The organism is Xanthomonas sp. 10-10 (assembly GCF_040182365.1).
Lineage (GTDB): Bacteria > Pseudomonadota > Gammaproteobacteria > Xanthomonadales > Xanthomonadaceae > Xanthomonas > Xanthomonas arboricola_F.
Map to the genome: position 1 here is coordinate 3,522,956 of NZ_CP144460.1, position 21,067 is coordinate 3,544,022.

The window sequence follows — 21,067 nt, forward strand, 5'->3', positions numbered from 1 at the left end:
ATTATCCATCTTTGAAAGTTTGACGCACCACGGTGTTCTCTTTGCAGGACATGCAAAAGAGACAGCAAGAGACACGCAGGACAGGACACCGCTGCGCATGCCGTGCATACGTGATTGACAACGTCCAGTTGATGGCGATGCGTAGGCTATGCACGGCAATCGCGGCGTCAGGCACTGACGACGATGCGGTTGCGTTGAATCGACGCGTTGATACGAACCGGTGTTGCAGTGCGACACCGCACATCGCACACCGCAGCAAGGCGGTAGCGGCACGGCGCCACATCCCTGCTGTGCAGTGCGGCAGAGAGAGACGTCCATGCAGCATCGACGCATCTCTCCTGCAGGTGCAGCGCTGAAGTGACGCACGATTGCCGCCGACACGGCTCGCTGCGGCGAATACCGACGACACGACTACGCAGGCCGCACAGCATCGGATCAGCCAGGGCGTCCGGCGATACCAGGCTGACTCAGCCAGCGCGAGAAGCGCGGCCAGCAGTGCGTGGATCGCGGGCGCCAGCATGACACCGCGGGCGCGCAACCCGGTTGGACCTGGACTAATGCTGCCGGCAGCGTATCGATCGAGCAGCGCAATCGCACATCATCGATTCACGCGATCAACACATGGCCGAGCGGTGCTGCTGCGGCGCTCCCGGGCCACGGGCTGCCTGCACGGCGCACTACGCCTTCAAGGCACACTCGCCGGCAATGCGCGTGGTTCCGAGGGTCACCACGAACCAGCGCGACGACCACCAGACCGCAACGCAACAGATCAGCGCCTCCAACCGGGGCCGCGCCTCACAAGGCGCGATCGACCAACCCCGACGCATGCGCCAGCTCGCCGCCCGGCCAGGGCGTATGGTCATCGAGAAAATCGCCGACCAGACGCATGCAGGCAGCGCGTTCTTCCACGTGCGGCATATGGCTGGAGTTGGCGAACACATGCCAGCGCGCATCGGGAATCAGACGCGCGTAGGGCTCAACGGTTTCCGGCGTGGCTTCGTCGTACTTGCCCGACAGCACCAGCGTGGGCGCCATGATGCGGTGCAGCCGCTCGATGATGCTCCAGTTGCGCAGGCTGCCCACCACGTGGAATTCGGTCGGCCCGTTCATGGCGTGATACACCGTCGGGTCGGCATCGATGGCGGCGAAGGTACGCACCACCTCGTCAGGCCACGGAACCAGCCGGCACACATGCTGCGCGTAGAACACGTCGCTGGCCGCGCGATAGGCCGGATGATCCAGCGTACCGGCCGCCTCGTGTTCTTCCAGCGCGGCCTGTACCTGCTCGGGCAGGCCGGCGCGCAGGCGCAGCGCTGCGGCACGCCACAAGCCCATCGACGCCGGCGAATTGGCGATGACCAGCGCACGCAACCCGCTTGGCCGACGCACCGCATGTTCGGCCGCCAGCATTCCGCCCCACGACTGGCCCAGCAGGGCGTACTGCGCCAGGCCCAAGTGCTCGATCAGCGCCTGCAATTCGTCCAGAAACAGCCCGACCGTCCAGAACGCGGCACCCGCGTTGGGAAGATGGGTGGAGCGGCCATTGCCCAGTTGATCGTAATGAATCACCGCACGGCCGTTGCCGGCCAGATCCTTGAAGCTGTCGACATAGTCATGCGTGCAACCCGGCCCCCCGTGCACCACCACCAGCGGGCAGGCATCGCTGCGCAGGTCGCCGCTGATCCGGTACCAGGTGCGATAGCCGCGGAATTGGACGTACCCCTCGGTGGACTGCATGACCTGCGCCTGCTCGGCAATGATGAGCGCCGAGACTAGCGGGCAGCCGCGCCTGGGTTAACTGGCAAATCTCACAGGTTTGCAGCGGTTTGCAGGCCTCCGCATTCATCGCTTATGCGTCAGACAGGCGGCGGATCAACGCCTGACAGCACAGGTGATTGTGCAGACCAATCGCAAACCCGGTGTTCAGGGTCGGCGACTATCAGCTGCCTCACTGCACCTGCCGCGGCCTGCAACGGAAGGGCCTTCTCTCAAGGCCATCGCTGCACTGCAGCGCGTAGGCCCTGCCCACCCTCCAGCAGCACCATCCGGGCCTGCGTAACGCGGCGCTGGCCATTGGAAGCGCCGATCACCGCGCATCGACGCGCCGTGTGACGTCAATGCCGCAGACGGCGACCGCAATCCGCTCATGGTTCCAGCAGTCGATAATGCATACCGCGCACTACCGCCTCCACGCGATTGCGCGCGCCCAGTTTGCGTGCGGCCGAATTCAGATGCAGGTTGACCGTGGCGGTGGACCGATTGAGCGCGGCAGCGATGCTCTTGGCGGTCAGCCCCTTGGCCGAATACTGCAGGCATTCGCGCTCGCGCCGGGTCAGCGCGATGTGGTGACAGCGCCGCTCCTGCGGGTCCAGCAGCTCCTGCGCACGCGCCTGGAACGCATGCGCCAGCAGCAAAAAAGGAGAAAGCTGTGCTTCGGCCAGGCGCGGCGCCTCGGCGGCAACCGCATCGACCGCGCCGCTGAACGTGGCAAACGCGCCACCGGGCAGATGCAGCGGCACGGTGACACCGGTACCCATTCCGCTGTCGCAGAGATAGCGCGTCACCTGGCGGTGCTGCGCGCCTACATATTCCACCCCCGGATGGTTGCCGTCGGTGCGGTACGACCAGATGAAGGGCGTGGTGCGTCGCGTGGCGCGCTGCTGAACGGGGTCATGTTGGTAGTAGCCGTGCTCGCACCAGACATGCTGCATATCCCCGGGCGCATTGCGCTGCATGAACACGCTGGGGGTGATCAGCGCGCCCTCCATGCTCAGCGGCACCGGCGCGTAGTCGTATACCAGCGACTGGAAGCCGAGCGTGCAGACGTCGCCGAACACCCTGTCCAGGCAGGCATCGAGCGTGTGCAGTGCCTGCAGATCGCGGCCCAGGCTGGCCAAAGTGTCGAACATGGGGGTCCTTCGTCGCGGTTGACGCCGCTGGATGACATCCAGCACGGAAAACCTAGCACTTTTACCAATGGATGGGCTTGTCGGCCACATTATCGTCACAATGCCGGTCACACAGCTGCAGCGCAGCATCGGCTCCCCCGGACCGCGCACCTGCGCTGGACGTTCCTTCCCCACAGCGGATACCTGCATGACCGAGACACCACGCCGCGACGATGCGGCCGCGCTGGAACGCTTTGGCTACGCGCAGGAACTCAAGCGCCAGCTCACGCTGAAGGATCTGCTGATCTACGGCCTGGTGTTCATGGTGCCGACCGCGCCGTTTTCGATCTTCGGTGGGGTGTTCGACATCAGTGCGGGCATGGTGCCATTGACGTATCTGGTCGGCTTCGTGGCGATGCTGTTCACCGCCCTGAGCTACCAGCAGATGTCGCAGGCGTTCCCGGTGGCTGGCTCGGTGTACGCGTACGTCGGCCGTGGCTTGAGCAGCGGCATGGGTTTTCTTGCCGGCTGGGCGATCCTGCTCGATTACCTGCTGGTGCCCACCCTGCTCTACGTGGTTGGCGCCAACGCCATGCACAACGTGTTGCCGGCGGTGCCGCAGCCGGCATGGATCGCGTTCTTCGTGGTGCTCAATACCGTGGTCAATCTGCGCGGCATCGAAACGACGGCGCGGGCGAATCGGTTTTTCCTGTTTGCGCAGCTGGTGGTGTTGGCGGTGTTCGTGATGCTGGCGACGCTGGCCATCCAGCGCGGCGTCAACGGCGCGCACTGGAACCTGCGCCCGTTCTACAACCCGCAGGCGTTCTCGCCGCAGCTGATCTTCAGCGCGTTGTCGGTGGCGGTGGTGTCGTTTCTGGGCTTCGATGCGATCTCCACGCTGTCGGAAGAAGCGCGTGGTGGCAATCGCGTAGTTGGCCGTGCCACCTTGCTGGCCTTGGTGCTGGTGGCGGGCCTGTTCGTGCTGCAGACCTGGCTGGCCGCCTTGCTGCAGCCGGCTCTGCAGCGTTACCCAAGCGCGCAGGCATCCAACGATGCGTTCTTCGAGATCGGCCGGCTGATCGCCGGGCCCTGGCTGCAGATCGTCATTGCGCTGACGGTGGCGATCAGTGCGGCAATCGCCAATTCACTGGTGGCGCAGGCGGCAACCTCGCGGCTGTTGTTCGCCATGGCGCGCGACCGCCAGCTGCCGGCGTTCCTGCGCTACATCCATCCGCGCACCGGCGTGCCGCAGCGCGCCATCGTGCTGGTTGCCGCGTTGAGCATGGTGCTGGGGGAGGTGTTCGTCGGGCAGATCGCGCTGCTGTCGTCGCTGTGCAACGTCGGTGCGTTGACGGCATTCGTGCTGTTGCATATCGCAGTGCTCTGGCACTTCCGTAACCAGGGCCGGATCGTATTGCATGGCGTGGTGCCGCTGATCGGCATCGTGATCCTGGCCTATGTATTGATCAACGCCGACCGGCACGCGCAGCTGGGCGGCAGCGCATGGATGGTGGTGGGATTGGGAGTGTTGGGGTTCCTCAAACTCAGTGGCCGCTCGACCGAATTCCGCGCCAGCGACGCACTGGAATAGCGCGATACGCACAGCGTTAAGCGCATGCGCGGGCAGGTGGTCGCCAGCCTGCGCGCGCACCGCGTGCGCGCCGCACCATGCACGGTGCCTGCAACCATCAAGCGCCCGCTCGAACGCGGCATGCAGTGCTGCATGACCACCCGCGTCTCGTTCATCGACCTGCGTCGTCGCGTTGCCAGTGGTCCTAACGTGCCGCTCGACTAGCGACATGCACGCAAGCGTGCTTGCGTGACAGGCAGGCACCCGTGCGGTATTGCCGCGTCCATCGCGCATGCGGCGCAACGCATCGATGTGTGCGAAAGCGATTGTATTTTCTCTGACCGTCAATCTCTGAACGAGATTTTCAGCACATATTCAGTTGTAAACATTCGCTAGTCTCGTTCGGCGCCAACGATGGCGCCGCGGGTTGTGGCCCCCGCCGCAGCCTGCCGTTCCCTGACGAGAAGGACTACCCATGAATCGCAAGAATGCGTTGTACCTCGCGCTGCTCTCTGCTGTGTCCGGCGCTGCGCTGGCTGCGCCGCCCACCGAAATGGATGCCGCACCGGTGAGTAGTGCGCCGCAGGCCGCCAAGCTCGGCGCGGCGACGTTGCAGTCGGCCAGCCTGCGCGGCGGCATCATGCCAACGCGCGTGGCGCAACTGGCTGCCCCGAGCAGCAAGGAACTCGGCGCCGTGCGTGAGCGCCGCATTGCGCAGGTCAAGCATGGGCAGCCGCTGCAGATCGGCTTTTCGCGCGCGCTCGCACAGCCGTTGGTCAACCTGGCCAAACTCGATTGGCAAATGGCTGGCGACGGCTCGCGCGTTGCCACCTTGAAGCTGGGCTCGGCGCAGGCGGCATCGTTGCGTGCGGCATTGGTGCTGCGTGGCGCCGGCGCAAAACCTGGCGACCCGGCAAAGGTGACACTGCGTTTTGCCGGCGACGACGGCCGCGTGTTCGAACAATCCGGCGCCAGCTTCGTCGGCACCGGCGATGCGATCGGCTGGTCGCCGACGGTGAGCGGCGAAAACCTGCTGGTCGAACTGTCGCTGCCGGCAGGCCTGTACCCGGAGAACTTCAGCCTCAGCGTTCCGCAACTGTCGCATCTGGATATCAGCCCCACCGCCAGCCCGCGTGACATGATGACCATCGCCATCGGCGAAAGCGATTCCTGCCAGAACGACATCGTGTGCCGCGCCAATCCCACCGCCGGCTTCACCAGTGCGGCAAAGGCCGTGGCGCGCATGGTGTTCACCACCAGCCAGGGGTCATTCCTGTGCACGGGAACCCTGCTCAACAACACCAACACGCCCAAGCGCAATCTGTTCTGGACCGCGGCGCACTGCATCAGCACCCAGACGGTAGCCAATACCTTGCAGACCTACTGGTTCTACGACGCGGCCAGTTGCAACGGCAACACCGCCAGTTCGCAGGCCACAACGCTCACCGGCGGTGCGTTCCTGCGCCATGCCAACACCACGCGCGACACCGCGCTGCTGGAACTGAAGACCGCACCGCCGAGCGGCGCGTTCTATGCCGCATGGAACAGCGCGGCGATCGCATCCGCCAGCACCTCGATCGTGGGCATCCACCACCCGTCGGGTGACGTCAAGAAGTACTCGCTGGGTACGGTGAACGCGTTGAATACCTCCATCGACGGCAAGAGCCCGTTGTATCGCGTGGTCTGGAACGACGGCGTCACCGAAGGCGGCTCGTCCGGCTCGGGGTTGTTCACCATCGCCAGTGGCGGTGCGTATCAGCTGCGCGGCGGCCTGTACGGCGGCTACTCGTTCTGCACGGCGCAGACCGATCCGGACTATTACTCGCGCTTCTCCGACGTGTATTCGTCGATCTCGACGTTCTTCGGGCAGTAAGCGTCCAGGCATTGCCGAGCAAGCGTGGCAGGCGTTGGAGCGCCTGCCACGTCGGGCGGCGCGAGGCTGCGCATCGCCACCTGCATGATCGACATGCGCAGCGTCCTGCCTGGCGCAATGACGGCAACGCGGTGACGCGTTCCCGCGCTGGGGCGTTCTACAACTGTCTCTTGCTGGCATCGCTCAATCGCATGGTCGGGTTGCTGTTGCCGCTGCGATGCGTATACAGAATCCAGTTCGGCAGACCCGGCAAGGCGCGGTTGGCTTGTATCGCGCGAGCACCCCGAAAGCGCATCAACCAATACACCCAGAACGTATGCCAGCGATGGTCACCGGTAGCCGCCGGGCTGGCGGTGATGACCGACAGCTTCCGCGCCGTACCCACCTGACGGCTGCTCGCTACGTCGTGCTAGCCGCTCCAAACGCCACCAGGTGCAGCCTCGCGTGCCAGGTAAGCGCACGCTCTGATGGCTGCCTGCCGACGCTGCTGCGCTGCCATGTGCTGCCATGCCCCGCCAAGTCCTAAGGACGTTCAAGCGAGCAAAGCGCAACGCGATCCTGCAGACTGCAAACACCTTCATCATCAGGATCGGCATGTCTGCCCACCATCGCTGCCGCTGTCGCCGTGCCGTCACCGCAGTGCTGCTTTCCGCAGTGTCCGCTGTCTCCACTGCCGCGATGGCGGCGACGCCGGCGGCCACGGAGGACGTCAAGGCCTACGCATTGCAGCTGTGCCTGGACCAGAACTACGAACGCAGCGGCCGGCTGGAGTCCGACCAACTGCGCGACCGCTCGTATCTGCTCACCACCTACGCACTGGATAATGCCAAGCCTGGCGCCACCGCACGTTTACAGGCCTTCGTCGCGCAACAGACGGCGGACTACCACCGCGGCGAGGTGCCGATGAAGGACGAAGCACGCCGCGGGCCGTTCACCAGGATCTTTGCGCAGTGCATGGCGTTCTATCGCTCACCGGCGCTGCGTGATTTTGTAGCAAGACAACGTTGAGGCGTGCCGGAGCGTGGTGTTTCGTTCGTTGCCGACATGCAGCCCTTCCCAGTATCCCGGAACCGCGATGACCGCATTGAACAAGCTCCGTAGCCGCCGCGGCATGCTCAAGACCGCACTCGGTGCCGGCGCGCTGCTGGCGGCAGGCCAGCTCGCCGCCACTCCACGCAACAACGCTGCAAGCAACGGCACGGCGCCTGCTCCCTTCCCGGCCAAGGGCAGCGTGCTGGTGCTGCTCGGCACCAAGGGCGGGCCGACACCCTCGCCGCTGCGTGCGGCGGCGGCCAATGCGTTGGTGATCGACGGCCAGCCGTACCTGATCGATTGCGGCAACGGTGTCGCCCAGCAACTGGCCAAGGCCGGCATCCGGCTCCCCGCGCTGCGCGATATCTTCCTGACCCATCATCATTCAGATCACAACGCCGACCTGCTCAATGTGGTGTGGCTGGCCTGGGCCAGCGGCTTGCAGACGCCGGTGCATCTGTATGGGCCACCGGGCATCGGCAGGATGGTGGACGCGTTCGTCGAGATGAACGCCATCGACATCGATGCGCGCATCCGCGAGGAGGGCCGCCCGCCGTTCAAGCAGCTCATCCATGTGCACGAGTTCGACCAGGCCTGCACCGTGTTGCAGAACGCGCAGGTCACGGTGACGGCCACGCTGGTGGATCACTACACGCTCAAGCCTGCATTCGCCTATCGCTTCCAGGCCCGCGACCGCACGGTGGTGTTCTCCGGCGATACCCGCTACCTGCCGGCGCTGGCCGAGTTTGCCAGGGATACCGATGTCCTGGTGCATGAAGTGATGTATCTGCCCGCGCTGGAAACCATGCTCAAGACCAACGACAACGCCCCCACCTTGCTGGACCATCTGCTCAAGAGCCATTCCACCAGCGAAGAGGTCGGACGGATCGCCGCCGCCGCCCATGCGAAACTGCTGGTACTGACTCATTTCGTCCCCGGCGGCGATCCCTCCATCACCGATGCGATGTGGCGCGAAGGCGCACGCAAGCACTACGCCGGGCCGATTGTGGTCGGCGCCGATTTGATGCGGCTGTAGCCGGCAAAGAGTTGCAGCACGCGGGCGGAAGCATGTTGCGCATGGTTTGGGTCGACACGGGATCCGGATCGTCATCGTGTTGACGGCGCTGCCGTTTCTGCGTCGCCCATGCCCGATACACAGGCGCGCCCATCATGGTCCGGCAGCGCTGCTGCGCTCTACCGAGCAGCCAGCGCCTTGCAGGCATTGCGGCCTTCGGATCAATCGACAGATTTCCCGGTACTTTTGAAACGCAATGCACCAAGCGCCTTGATGTCGTGACGGTCGCCTGGAGCGCGCCGGCGCCTTCAGGTGTGGGTAAAGCGCACTGCACAGCCCTACATCGCCACCCGACTGCGCCCACCCCATACCTGTTCGCCGGCCTGGCAATAGCGCTCAATAAACGCCTGCTGCGAGGGCATTTGTTCCACCACGCGCTGGATCGGCTGCGCAATGCCATCCAGCAGGCGACGCAGATCGGCGTCCGACAATGCGGCAGCCAGCGGATGATGCTGCTGCGGCACGATGCCCTGCCCCAGCAGTACGTGCGTCCAGGAATCCACGCGAAACAGTTCGTCGGTGCCTTGCCAGGCGTGCGCGCGCTCGCGCCAGGCACGCAGACGCAGGCGCAGCGATTCGGGCAATTCCATGTCGCGGCACTGCTGCCACAGCGGCTCGTCGCGCTGCGTCGCGTGGTAATGCAAGATGACGAAATCGCGTACGTGCTCCATCTCGGCGCGGCTGATGTCGTTGAAGACCTCGACCTGCGACGGCGCGATGCCATCGGCCGGGAACAGGGTGATCAGCCGTACCACCGCGGCAATGGTGAGATGGATGCTGGTGGATTCAAGCGGCTCGATAAAGCCGCTGGCCAGGCCCAGCGAGACCACATTCCTGTTCCAGGCCTTGAGCCGTCGCCCGGTACGGAACGGCACCAGCCACGGGTCCTTGACCGGGGTTGCGGCAGTGTCGCGCAGCAGTTTGGCGTGCGCCTGGTCATCGGACATGTGCTGGCTGGAGAACACCAATCCATTGCCAACGCGATGTTGCAAGGGAATATGCCAGCGCCAGCCCGCCTGATGCGCGATGGCGCGCGTGTACGGCACCGGCGGGCCCACTGCTTCGGTCTGCACCGCCACCGCGCGGTCGCATGGCAGCCAGTGGCTCCAGTCCTCGTAGCCGGTGTGCAGCGTCTGCTCGATCAACAGGCCACGGAAGCCGGTGCAATCGATGAACAGGTCGCCTTCGATCACCTGACCGTCTTCCAGCACCAGCGCGGCCACATCGCCGCTATCGGGTTGCAGCGTCACCTGCTGGATCCTGCCTTCGACACGCGTGACCCCGTGCGCCTCGCTACGCGTGCGCAGGAACCGTGCGTACAGCGCCGCATCCAGGTGGTAGGCGTAGTTGACGGCTGGCTCGCGCGGCAGCGCGAAGCGGTCCACGCGCGAAGCCACCGTTTCCAGGCAGTAATCGCCAAATGCGCCGGAGATGCCGCGGCGCTGACTTTCCAGCCACAGATGATGGAAGGCGCACACCAGCGTGCTCTGGCCGGTAATGCCGAACGGGTGGATATAACGCTCGCCCTGCCGGCGCCAATGCTCGAAGGAGATCGACAGCTTGAACGTACCAGCCACCGCGCGCAGAAACTCCTGTTCGTCGATCTGCAGGAACCGGTGGAAGGTGCGAATGGGCGGCACGGTGGATTCGCCCACCCCCACGGTGGCGATCTGATCGGACTCGACCAGGGTGATGTCCAGCAGGTCGCGGAACTGATGCGACAACGCGCAGGCCGCGATCCAGCCGGCGGTGCCGCCACCGGCGATGACAACCTTGCGAATCCTGGCCTGGTTCACTGCGTTCTCCTGTAAGTGGGACCACACGACGGCGGAGCGCTCAGCGATTGAGCTTGCCGATCAGCATGGCGCGCAGCTGGCGCGCCAATGTGGGGTCGATCGGGCCCAGCACCTGACGCGCGTGCTCGGGCAGATGTTCGCCGGCCCGCTCTGCAGGGCCGAACACGTAGTAGTCGAACAACGCCCGCCAGGCGGCCTTCTCCGACTCCGGGCGGTCGCGGATGGCCCATAGCGCGTGATACAGCGCCTGCATCGGTGCGGGCAACTGCGCAGGGGCCGTGCTCCACCAATAATTGACCAGCACATTGAACGGTTGCAGCGACTGCACGTGGTGCCACCACATGCTGGGGATGAAGATCGCATCGCCCGGCTCGAGCACGGCCGTGCGCGCCTGCGACAACGCATCGGCCATGCGCGGGTAGCGTGCAAGATCCGGATTGGCCACATCCACCATGCTCACCACCTGGCCGCCAGGCGTGGGCTCCAGCGGCCCCGGATACAGATTGGCCACCTGCCCGGGCGCAAACAAGGTAAAGCGTCGCTGACCTACCGCGCATACCGCCAGGTTATTGGGCGCATCGAAATGGCAGGAGGCGATGACCCGGTTGCCGATCCAGATGCTGGGCGGCACAGCCTTGCCGTCTGCACTGACATCCAGGGCATTTCCTGCAGCAAAACCGGGCAAATGCGCATCGATCGGCAACGAGGCCAGGTAATACGTGGGCGGCTGCTCATCGTCCAGATGCGCCTGGATCGCATCCAGCAGCGCGCCCAGGCTGCCGCGTTGCACGTCGAAGTTGAGATCGCTGCAATCGTCGCGATAGAACGGCCGGCCGCCGATTTCGGGAGCGCCATACGAGTACTGCAATGCCCGGCCGGTGTCCATGCTGCGCAACTGCGCCATGGCTTGCGACGTGCCACGCTGCGCGGCCTGCACCAGCGCCCAGTCGCGCGCAACGCCGCGCAGCACCAGCGGCTGCGCGGACGCACACAATTGCGCCAGCAATGCCGCATCCGGCTGGCAGTCGCTGCACTCGGGCAGCGGGGCGATCGATGACGGTGCGCTCATGCGATCAGGCGCGTGCTGCGACTGCCGCAGCGGCCTGCGTGTGCTGTAGCCGACGCTGCTTTTCGCCCATCAACCGGCGCAGGTTGTGGTGCGAGGCCAGCATCAGGAACGCGCCTTCCAGGTACCCGGCATGATGCAGCTGCTGCAAGGCAGCGCCGTCCAGCGCGGCCAATCGCTCGCGGTCGATGCTGTGCAGCCCTTCCAGGTGCACGCCATGGCTGTCGTCGAGCACTACATCCAGTTTCACCGGTTGGATCAGACCCAGCGCATCGAAGGCCGCGCACATCGCCTGCCCTGCATCCATGCCGTCACGGATGCCGCGCAACACGCTGATGATGTGTTCCAGATAGGCACTGTGCCCGCCTTGCGGCAGGAAGACCGCCTCGCCTTCGGCACGGCTGACGCGCGGATGCTCCAGGTCGACATGAATCACCGGCTCCTGCACCAGCGCGCCATCGATACGCTGCTCCTGAAACCCGATCAAGAATGGCCCCTTGGCGACGATGCCCGGCAGGTAGCCGGCATTCCAGCGTCCGTCCTGCAGAAACAGGTTTTCATCGGGCGCAAAACCCAGCAGGGCCACCGACTGGTAGGCACCGGTGGCCGCATCCTTGCGAAAGAACAGCGGGTATTCGCGTTGCAGCTCGGCGTACTCGGTGACGAAGGCCGGCACGAAGCCCACCGCATCGCCGAATGCGGCACCAAACCGCAGAATCACGCGCAGATCGTGGTGCGCCACATTGTTGAGCACTGCATATCGCGACATCTGGAGCTCCAGCAGTGGCCGGCGATGGCCACTGCACCGGTCGGGGGATCGATCACGCGACGACATGCCGCGTCCGCTGCCCGCGAGCATTGCCAAAAAGTACGACACCGGCAAGCGGCAGGGCAGCATGCGCCGGTGCACGACGGACGCAGGTATCTGGATGATTGCACGCGTCATCCGCATCCCGCTTCCCTTCGATGACGCCGCGCAACCCTGGCGCCTGTTGCGTTCGCCTGCGATGTCGCTGCCGGATGACCTACGCAGCCCGTGTAGCTGCTGCGGTAGCGTCTGGCAGACGCATCCGGACTGATACAGCCCGGATCGCACAGAGAAAACGACGCGGCAGCCGGCGTGCACACCAGGCACACACCGGCTGCATCCATAGGACGCACTGGCGTCGGAACGTCGCCGCCAGTGCGATGCCCTCAGAACGCGTACCGCACACCCAGCGTGTAGCGCGGCTGCTGGTCGATCAGGCGGACAATCTGCTTCTCCGATCGCCCATGCCAACGCACGTCTTCGCCGGTGAGGTTGATCGCCTCAAAGCCCACCGACAGCTGCTTGTTGAACGCGTAGCTGAGGCTGAGGTCGAACTGCTGGTACGCCTCCACGTAGTACGGGTTGCGGTTGGAGGCATCCTGGTTGGCCGCGATCAGGTACTCGTCGCGCCAGTTCCAGGCCAGACGCGCGCTCCAGCCGTATTTTTCGTACATCAGCATCACGTTGGCGGTATCGCTCAGGCCCAGCAAGGCGAACTGGTCGCGGTCGATGACGTTGTTGTCGAACGCCACGTCGCCTTCGACGATGGTGTAGTTGGCGTAGATGCCGAAGCCGGTACTGCCGAAGAAGTACTGCCCGCCAAGCTCCCAGCCATGGATGTTGGCCTTGTTCTGGTTGATCGGCCGCGACACATCGAACTGGTACAGCGGGTCGGCGGCGGTGCCGACCAGGTCGTATGCGTTTTCCAGCGCCAGGCTCTGCGCGGAGCTGCCGTTATAGGCACCCAGTCCACCGGTGGCCGCGGCGTTGCGCAACAAGGCGGTGGCAGCGAACAGGGAGGTATCGTTGGCCGAACAGGCCGCCGCCACGTCGTTGCCGGCCGCACCGACCTGCGCGGCGCAGGCACCACTCTGCAGGAAGGCCAACGCGGCCTGCGCATCCGGCCCCGAGGTGGGATCGGTCAGCCCGTACAGCGTTTCGCGCGAGACCGTGGTGCCGATGAAATTGCTGACGCGCTTGTTCCAGAACGTGGCCGACACATAGCTGGCATCGGCGAAATACCATTCCAGCGCCAGATCCAGGTTGTCCGATTCCAGCGGGTCCAGCGTGGGCGTCTGCGAGTCACCGCTGGCGCGGTTGGAGGGGTTGATCAGGATCGAGCCAGCCGGGGTATTGGGCGTCGGCCCGGCGAGCAGGTTGTTGTACGGCGCGCGCGCGATGGTCTGGCCGAACGAGGCACGGCCTTTCAGCGAATCGGTGATGTCGATGCTGAAATCCAGATTCGGCAGAATGTAGTTGTAGCTGGTCTTTTCGCTGAAGGGCTGCTGTTCGGTAGAGCGCAGCAACTGGAAGTCGTTGTTGGCCTGCCATTGCAGCGCGACGGGCGTGGCCACCTGCGAGGTGGATTCCACATCGGTGCGCTCGTAACGCAGGCCCAGGCGCGTATTGGTGGTCATGCCGGAGATATCGCCGGTCAACTCCAGTTGCACATACGCCGCCCGGGTCTTTTCTTCGACCTGATTGTCCGCGCTGTACAGCGGGTTGTAGCGCGTCGCAGCGCCGTACTGGCTTCCACCCCATAGCGCCAGCTGGCTGGCATCGCCGCGCCATGCATTAGGCGCCGCGCCATTGGCGTTGAAGTCATCGAACATGCCGACGATGCTCACAGGCCGTAGCAGGTCGGTCATGCCCGGCTCCCTGCCGGCATTGGCCACGCCCCAGTCGCCCAACGTGGAGTAAGTGTCGCTGGTCAGGCGGTGCATGGTGGTATTGGACGAGCTGACGCCGAACTGGAAACGCCCGTCGTCGAAATCGAACTTGCCATCCAGGCGGCCTTCCTTGGTCTCGGTCACCTGCTTTTGATAATAGATGCGCTGCACCTGCGAACCCAGATTGTTCTTGGTGAAATCCGGATTGACCACACCATTGGTGCCAGCCAGCGAATCGGCGACGGTGGGATACCAGGTCCGCGCGCCGATGGGCAGCGAATTGTTGAACCACAGCTCCTGTGCCCATTGCCCGCCGCAGGACGGACCGTTGGTGCAGTTGTTGGTGCCGGCAAAGCTGAAATAGGTCGCGCTGCCGCCGGTGACCGGATCGTTGGGCAGGCTCTGGGTCTTGGAGTTGTGCGCATCGAAGGTCAGCTGGAAGCGGTCGCTCACCTGCCAGTCCGCATTGAAGCCGAGCGAGCCGAGCGTGTACTTCTGCTCGTTGCGCTGCTGCTCCATGCCGAAGTCCTTGGCGCCGTTGGGCACATCGCGCAGATACACCGGCGTGGCCACGGTCTGACCAGTGTCGAACGTCAGATCGGTGAAGCTGTTGGCGCGTTGCAACCAGATGCCCTGCTCGCCGCGTTCTTCGCGGATTTCGTTGGACGAATAGGTGTAATCCAGGGTCAGCGTAAGGCTGTCGGTCGGTGCAAACTGCATCACCGCCTGGCCGTTCATGCGCTCGCGCTGAAAGTCGGCGAACGCGTAGCGGATATCGTTGGGCAGGCCATACAGCTGGCCGATCGCCGGCGCGTTGGTCACCACGGTATCCGGGCGCAGTGCCGGGTCGGTCCCGGTCCAGCGCTGGATGTTCCAGCGGTTTTCGGTGGCCTGCACCGAACCGCCGTGACGCTTCTGGTAGCTGGCGCTCAGGCCGATACCGAAGGTCTTGTCCGGGTTGGTGTAACTGAAGATGCCCGACACTTCCGGGGTCAGCGAATCGCCGAACGGCTGCGAGCGGTCGGAGACCATCTTGGCGCCGGCATTGGCCACCACGCCCTCGTGATTGAACGGCTTGTCGGTCTGGATGTTGATGGTGGCGCCGATGCCGCCGCTGGGCGCAGTGGCACGGCTGGTCTTGAACACCTCGATGCCGGTGATGGCTTCGGAGGCGAGCTGGGCGAAGTTGAACGCGCGCGTGCCCACGTCCACGCCGCCGATCGGCGTCTGCCCGGGCGCACCGAAGGCGTCGGCACCGGGAATCAGGCGGCCATTGAGCGTGACCGTATTGAATTGCGGGCCGAAGCCACGTGCGGTGACCTGCGCGCCTTCGCCATCGCGGCGTTCGATCGAGATGCCGGTGATGCGTTGCAGCGATTCGGCCAGATTGGTATCGGGAAACTTGCCGATATCTTCCGCGCTGATCGCATCCACCACGCCGGCGGCATCGCGCTTGATGCCCATCGATTGGTCCAGGCTGCTGCGGATACCGGTGACGGTCACGGTGTCGAGCGTGGTGGCGGCGTCGCTGCTGGACTGCGGCGCGGGTGTCGGCGGCGCGGGGTCCTGCGCAAACGCGGGATTGATGACCAACAGGCCACCGACGAAGGTGAACATGGCCTTCGACTTGAAGCTGTTCAACGTACGACGCATCGATGTGTCCTCGGGAGTGGAGTCCAACCGTTTACGGCAAATGTCGCGGCATGCGACACGGCGAAGTCATGACCACCGCCGGGTCGGCGATGGAACAGCCCTGCTCTGAATAAGGTCCCCTAGCGCGCATGCTGCCGATCGCCCCTTCGATCGTCGGCCTGCGTTGTGCGTTGCGTGCCTGCGGCAGACATCGCCGACAAAGGTGGTGTCGGCGACAGGTGCGCAACGCATGCCCTGCACGGCGTGCCGGCCAGTGATAGCGCTAACACGCCGCGCAGCCTAGTCAGGCGATAAAGCGCTTGTCACCGTGCGTTGCAGCATAGTGATGGGCCTGCACTGTTACAGCCGATACGGCAGTCGCTTGAGTCCGCATGCCGTCTTCAATGGCGGCGCGGCTGTAAGCGTTATCATTCAATTGCGCAAAAACCGGCAGCAGCTGCGGCGAAATTCGCACAATCAAACTGCAGCACCATGGTCGCGCAAGACGACTGCGCAAACTGCGCATCGACGACGACGCGATCGACTCGGACGCGCGAGGCACACGATCGTCGTGTGCGACCTCGTGGCGTGGGAAACCGGCACGGAGCCGACGGATGCGCAAGGAAAGCTGCGCAATCGTCGCAATCGATTGCGCCGTGGGTGGCGGTTGCAGCGCGCAGCGATTGCGCGCATCGGCGCGCGTGATCTTGCCGCGGCTGACAAGGTAGCGAGCCGTCCTCGGGTGGCGTGGACGGCGCGGAGGACCCGGCGTGTACGAGTGACACACGCCGCGCCAGGCACCGGCCGCGCCCGCCTGACGGTGAGCACAGTCGTCTTGCTGGTTGCGCTCGAGCCAGCCTGCGCTGGCGACGGTTAGCCGATCACATCCACGCGATCGTCGCTGCGGTCGGCATCCGGCAGCGCATGATCCGGGTCCAGGGTCACGTGCAGCACTTTCTGGGTGGTGGGCAGGGTCAATGTCGGGGCAGTGTTCTGCAGCCAGGTCTCCACCGGCACGCGACGGTCCAGATGACTGCCATCGGCCAGATCCACGCGCACGGTGACCGGCATGACCAGTTTTTGCCGGCTACGCAAGGTCAGCTGCAGTCCCTTGGCCGGGTCGTGCTCGACGTACTGCGCGCGGGCGATGCCCATGTCCAGCTGCCAATTGTTGAGATACCAGCCGCGCCACCACCAGCTCAGGTCTTCGCCGCTTTCGCTTTCCATCAGCCGGAAAAAATCCGAAGGCGTGGGATGCTTGTAGGCCCAGGTGGCGATGTATTTGCGAAACGCCGGATCGAAGCGCGCAGGCCCCAGAATCTGCTCGCGCAGCAGCACCAGCCCCAACGCGCCTTTGAAGTACGTCAGCGGGTGACGGTAGGTTTCGCTGGTGGCATCGGCGATATCCATCAAGGTCGGCGCACTGCGGTCGGCGAGCAACGGCAGGATTTCATCGACCGGATTTCCGCCCTTGGGCGCATATTCCGAATCGCGCTTGGGCGCATATTCGCCCTTGTTGAAGGCATCCGATGCATACACATCGATGAAGGTATTGAAGCCTTCGTCCATGAAGGCATGGCGACGCTCGTTGGAGCCGACGATCATCGGGAACCAGGTGTGACCGATCTCGTGGGCGGTGATCCAGAACAGGTCCTTGCCGCCGTCCTCGAAGCCGTCGAACACGATGCCCGGATATTCCATGCCCGCACCGTAGCCGCCCAGGTTGATGGCAGCCGGCCATGGATACGGATACCACTGCGAAAAATGCTCGATCGCGCCCTTGACGTATTCGGTGGAGCGATCCCATTTATCCGCGCCCACCCCCTCCACCGGGTACACCGACATCGCCAGCGACTGCTTGCCGCCCGGCAGCTTGATGCGTGCGGCGTCCCACACGAACGCAGGCGATGCGGCGAACGCGACATCGCGTGTGTGCTGCATATGGAAGCGCCAGGTGCGCGTAACGTTGCCCGCCGGTGCCGCCGCACGTGCGGCCACCTCTGCCGGGGTGCGGATCAGCACCGTGCGGTCGCTGTCGCGCGCCTGTTGCAGGCGTTGTTGCTCGGCGCGGCTGAGCACCTCGGCCGGGTTGGTCAACGCACCGGAGCCGGCCACCAGAAATCCGTCCGGCACCGTCACCGCATAATCGAAGTCGCCGTACTCCAGGTAAAACTCCGAGCCCAGATACGGTTGCGTGTCCCAGCCACGCAGATCGTCGTATACCGCCATGCGCGGATACCACTGCGCAATCTCGTAGATCTCGCCCTGCTTGCTGGCACTATAGGCGGTGCGGCCGCCCCAGGTGCCGGGAATGCGGTAGCGGTAACGGATCTGCAGCGTCAGCGCCTTGCCCTGCCCGGCCAGCGGCTGCGGCAGATCCACGCGCATGCGGGTGTCGTCCACCACGAAGTGCGCCGGCTGGCTGCGGCCGTCGCGCTCGATCTCCACGCTGGCGATCTGCATGCCATCGGTGAACTGGGTGCGCCGCGATGGGCGGCTGGCAGCCGCGCGCGCATCGGCGCGGTACATGTTCTGGTCCAGCTGCAGCCACAGCACGTCCAGCGTGTCCGGGCTGTGGTTGGTGTAGTGGATGGCGGCGGTGCCGGTGAGCGTGTGGCTGGCCGGATCGATGCGGGCGTCGAGCTGGTAATCGGCACGGTTCTGCCAGAACAACGGCCCGGGCACGCCACTGCCGCTGCGGTAGGCATTGGGCGCGTCGGGCAATTGCAACGGCGCGAACAACGCCAGTGGGTCGAACTTGTCCGGTGGCGCGACGGTTTGCGCGCCCGTGGCGGCCAGCGCGGGCGCGCTGACGCACGCCAGGGAGAGTGCAACGGTGAGCGAGCGGCGCATGGCGGGGAACATGCTGTGGTCCTGCGACGGGGGGAGTTTCATCCTACGGCGGCGCTCGCCGGGCGTGCACTGCCATTGGTCCCGGTTGGCGCCAGGTCACGCCACATGGCTGGCCGCATTGATGGCGGCACGTGCGTGTCAGCGGAGCGGCCATGCAGTGATGCTGTCGCCCACCCGCGTCGTACTGACGCACGATGCACTGCGATGCCCCTGCCGCTGCATGCGACGACCGAAGACATCGGCGGACGCCGATCGCCCCATTAGCACTCGGCAAGTCCTCGCGCCAAAGCCGCCTGAAAGCGCCGCGTCCCATCCGCCGCGCGCAGTGCTCGACCGGGTGGGGGATGCGCCGGGTGCAGCATGCACACCCCGGCGCAGGTCACTTGCAGGCGATTCCCGCACCGGCCAACGGTCTGGCTGCGGCTTGTCTTCGCCGCCAGCTAAGGCGGCAGGCTTCCCAGCCGCACCGCACCATCAGCGCCCTCGCCCAACGCGTCGTCCGGATTGCTCAAGCGGCAGCGCCGCAGCGACAGGCAACCACAGCCGATGCAGTCGGTGAGTTGGTCGCGCAAGGCCTGCAGTTCGCTGATGCGCGTCTCCAGCTGCCCGCGCCAGCGTGCGGACATGCGCGCCCATTCCGCGCGTGTGGGCGTGCGCTGATCCGGCAGTACCGAGAATGCATCCAGCACCTGCTGCAGGGGAACACCGAGCCGTTGCGCGACACGAATCACTGCGATGCGCCGCAATACATCGCGCGCATAGCGGCGTTGATTGCCCGCGGTGCGCAGGCTGCGGATCAGGCCCTTGCGCTCGTAGAAATGCAATGCCGACACCGCCACGCCACTGCGCCTGGCCACCTCGCCCACCGACAACTCATGCTGCATTGCCTTGACCTCAACCTTGGTTGAGGCAGGATGCTGCGCGGCCATGACCGACGCAAGCGCCGGTTATGCCCCTGCTCACTCGCTCTGGATGTTCGATGCCCACCGATACCGCCCTGCCCGCCGCACCCCTGCACGACACGCACCCACCGTCGATCCTGGCAGCGCCGTATCGCGCCGCCACGCTCGGCATGGTGGCGCTGGTGTCGCTCAATGCCTTCGAGTCGCTGGCCGTTGCCGCCGCCATGCCCACCGTGGCGCGCGAGTTGAACGGCTTGCCGCTGTACGCGCTGGCATTCGGCGGCACCCTGGCCACCAGCGTGGTCGGCATGACCGCTGCCGGGCGCTGGAGCGACAGTCGCGGCCCCGGCGGCGCGCTGGGCGTGGGGCTGCTGTGTTTTGTGATCGGGCTGTTGATCGCCGGCCTGGCGCCGAGCATGCCCGCGCTGATCGCCGGGCGCCTGCTGCAGGGGCTGGGCGCCGGCGCGTATTCGGTGGCGTTGTACGTGATTGTCGGGCGGCTGTATCCGGAAGCGTTGCGGCCACGTGTGTTTGCCGCGTTTTCCGCAGGCTGGGTGGTGCCGTCGTTGATCGGGCCGAGCATCAGCGGGCTGATCGTTCAGCACGTGGGCTGGCGCTGGGTGTTTCTGTCGGTACCGCTGCTGGCGATCCCGGCCGGGCTGATGCTGTGGCCGGCCTTGCGCGGGCGGAGCTGGACCAACGCAGATCCCGCCGAGCCGGCTGCGTCGCTGGGCTGGGCGATCGGCGCAGCATTGGGCGTACTGGGCGTGTATCTGGGCGGTCAACTGCACGGCACCACTGCGCTGGGCGCGATGCTGCCGCCGCTGCTGCTGACGGTGTATTGCGCGTGGCAGCTGTTGCCGGCCGGCACCTTGCAGCTGGCACGCGGGCTACCCAGCGTGATCGCGCTGCGTGGCATCGCGGCGGCGGCGTTCTTCGGCTTCGAGGCGTTTCTGCCATTGCTGCTGTCGCGCGAACGCGGGCTCACGCCGCTGCTGGCGGGCGTGGCACTGAGCGTGGGCGCGCTCGGCTGGTTCAGCGGCTCGTGGTACCAGGGCCATAGCCGCGCCGGTTGGTCGCGACCGCGCCTGCTCAAGACCGGCGCGCTGCTGATGACACTGGGCATCGTGATCGGCGCAGGCGCGGTGTGGCCGGCGATTCCGGTGCCGGTCGCAGTCGCCGGCTGGGCACTGACCGGCCTGGGCATGGGCTTGCTGTATCCCAGCCTGTCGGTGCTGACGCTGGCCTTGTCGCCACCGGAGCAGCAGGGCGCCAACAGCTCTGCGATGCAGCTGAGCGAAGCGATTGCCGTCGCCGGCATGCTGGCGCTGGCCGGCGCGCTGTTTGCTGCGCTCCTGGCGTCGGCACCGGTGGCGGCCTACCTGAGCGTGTTCGCGCTGGCCTGGCTGTTGGCGGTGGCAGGCTTTTTTGTGGCGCGGCGGGTGTAGCGACTGCTGCGCGGCGATCGCACGGCGTCGGGGCGCCGCGCCATCCCGATACGGCGCGCCGCCTCGGTTCGGCACGGATGTGGCTTGCACTGTGCCGATGCAGTGCAGACGATCACGCCTGCCGACCGCACTTGCGGCGACATCGTGACGCAGAGCGTTCCCAGGACTTTGCCGATCCTGTCCGGATCGCCGAGCAAGCTGCATCTGCTTGCCCTGCGCGGAAGGGTGGTCATTT

Annotated in this window: 15 protein-coding genes and 1 other RNA gene; 6 read left to right on the top strand and 10 right to left on the bottom strand. The window is 65.3% G+C overall.

Features of this window, described 5'->3' with window-relative positions; all coding sequences use genetic code 11:
- Window positions 1-795 precede the first annotated feature (795 nt).
- Together VZ068_RS14885 and VZ068_RS14890 are read right to left on the bottom strand one after the other, a co-directional pair.
- Window positions 796-1,737, bottom strand: a complete 942-nt coding sequence (locus VZ068_RS14885) for a proline iminopeptidase-family hydrolase (RefSeq protein WP_349655724.1) — start codon at window positions 1,735-1,737, stop codon at window positions 796-798.
- Window positions 1,738-2,144: 407 nt separating this feature from the next.
- On the bottom strand, window positions 2,145-2,909 hold the full coding sequence (locus VZ068_RS14890; protein ID WP_349655725.1) for a LuxR family transcriptional regulator: 765 nt from the start codon (window positions 2,907-2,909) through the stop codon (window positions 2,145-2,147).
- A gap of 187 nt (window positions 2,910-3,096) precedes the next feature.
- Here VZ068_RS14890 and VZ068_RS14895 point away from each other — a divergent pair, with 187 nt between their 5' ends.
- From VZ068_RS14895 to VZ068_RS14910, 4 genes are all read left to right on the top strand, one after another.
- Window positions 3,097-4,479: an APC family permease gene (locus VZ068_RS14895; protein ID WP_349655726.1), complete on the top strand. Its 1,383-nt coding sequence runs from the start codon at window positions 3,097-3,099 to the stop codon at window positions 4,477-4,479.
- A 454-nt stretch (window positions 4,480-4,933) separates the two neighbouring features.
- On the top strand, window positions 4,934-6,331 hold the full coding sequence (locus tag VZ068_RS14900) for a trypsin-like peptidase domain-containing protein (RefSeq protein WP_349655727.1): 1,398 nt from the start codon (window positions 4,934-4,936) through the stop codon (window positions 6,329-6,331).
- A 594-nt stretch (window positions 6,332-6,925) separates the two neighbouring features.
- Window positions 6,926-7,339: a hypothetical protein gene (locus tag VZ068_RS14905; protein ID WP_259151906.1), complete on the top strand. Its 414-nt coding sequence runs from the start codon at window positions 6,926-6,928 to the stop codon at window positions 7,337-7,339.
- 67 nt (window positions 7,340-7,406) lie between these two features.
- Window positions 7,407-8,399 (top strand): MBL fold metallo-hydrolase, encoded by a 993-nt coding sequence (locus VZ068_RS14910; RefSeq protein WP_349655728.1) that lies wholly within the window; start codon window positions 7,407-7,409, stop codon window positions 8,397-8,399.
- 317 nt (window positions 8,400-8,716) lie between these two features.
- Here the strand turns inward: VZ068_RS14910 and VZ068_RS14915 are convergent, their stop codons facing one another.
- From VZ068_RS14915 to VZ068_RS14925, 3 genes are read right to left on the bottom strand one after another with little or no spacing between them, the layout of a single operon-like run.
- The gene (locus VZ068_RS14915; RefSeq protein ID WP_259151909.1) at window positions 8,717-10,234 is read right to left on the bottom strand and encodes a tryptophan halogenase family protein; all 1,518 of its coding nucleotides are present in this window, start codon (window positions 10,232-10,234) and stop codon (window positions 8,717-8,719) included.
- A 40-nt stretch (window positions 10,235-10,274) separates the two neighbouring features.
- A complete protein-coding gene (locus VZ068_RS14920) occupies window positions 10,275-11,303 on the bottom strand; it encodes a cupin-like domain-containing protein (protein WP_349655729.1) in 1,029 nt (342 codons plus the stop codon).
- A 4-nt stretch (window positions 11,304-11,307) separates the two neighbouring features.
- A complete protein-coding gene (locus VZ068_RS14925; protein WP_259151914.1) occupies window positions 11,308-12,069 on the bottom strand; it encodes a SapC family protein in 762 nt (253 codons plus the stop codon).
- A gap of 64 nt (window positions 12,070-12,133) precedes the next feature.
- Between VZ068_RS14925 and VZ068_RS14930 the strand changes: the two genes are divergently transcribed.
- Entirely contained in the window at window positions 12,134-12,379 is a 246-nt protein-coding gene (locus tag VZ068_RS14930) for a hypothetical protein (protein WP_259151915.1), read from the top strand.
- A 115-nt stretch (window positions 12,380-12,494) separates the two neighbouring features.
- Here the strand turns inward: VZ068_RS14930 and VZ068_RS14935 are convergent, their stop codons facing one another.
- The 5 genes from VZ068_RS14935 to soxR form a co-directional block, all read right to left on the bottom strand.
- Entirely contained in the window at window positions 12,495-15,650 is a 3,156-nt protein-coding gene (locus VZ068_RS14935) for a TonB-dependent receptor (protein ID WP_349655730.1), read from the bottom strand.
- Between the two features lie 283 nt (window positions 15,651-15,933).
- Window positions 15,934-16,110 (bottom strand): hypothetical protein, encoded by a 177-nt coding sequence (locus tag VZ068_RS14940; protein ID WP_259151918.1) that lies wholly within the window; start codon window positions 16,108-16,110, stop codon window positions 15,934-15,936.
- 233 nt (window positions 16,111-16,343) lie between these two features.
- Window positions 16,344-16,416: non-coding RNA, sX9 sRNA (locus VZ068_RS14945), on the bottom strand.
- An 86-nt stretch (window positions 16,417-16,502) separates the two neighbouring features.
- On the bottom strand, window positions 16,503-18,494 hold the full coding sequence (locus VZ068_RS14950) for a M1 family metallopeptidase (protein ID WP_349655731.1): 1,992 nt from the start codon (window positions 18,492-18,494) through the stop codon (window positions 16,503-16,505).
- Window positions 18,495-18,922: 428 nt separating this feature from the next.
- Window positions 18,923-19,366, bottom strand: coding sequence for a redox-sensitive transcriptional activator SoxR (gene soxR / locus VZ068_RS14955; protein WP_259151920.1), 444 nt, complete (start codon window positions 19,364-19,366; stop codon window positions 18,923-18,925).
- A 95-nt stretch (window positions 19,367-19,461) separates the two neighbouring features.
- Here soxR and VZ068_RS14960 point away from each other — a divergent pair, with 95 nt between their 5' ends.
- A complete protein-coding gene (locus VZ068_RS14960) occupies window positions 19,462-20,832 on the top strand; it encodes an MFS transporter (RefSeq protein WP_349655732.1) in 1,371 nt (456 codons plus the stop codon).
- The last annotated feature ends 235 nt before the right edge of the window (window positions 20,833-21,067 follow it).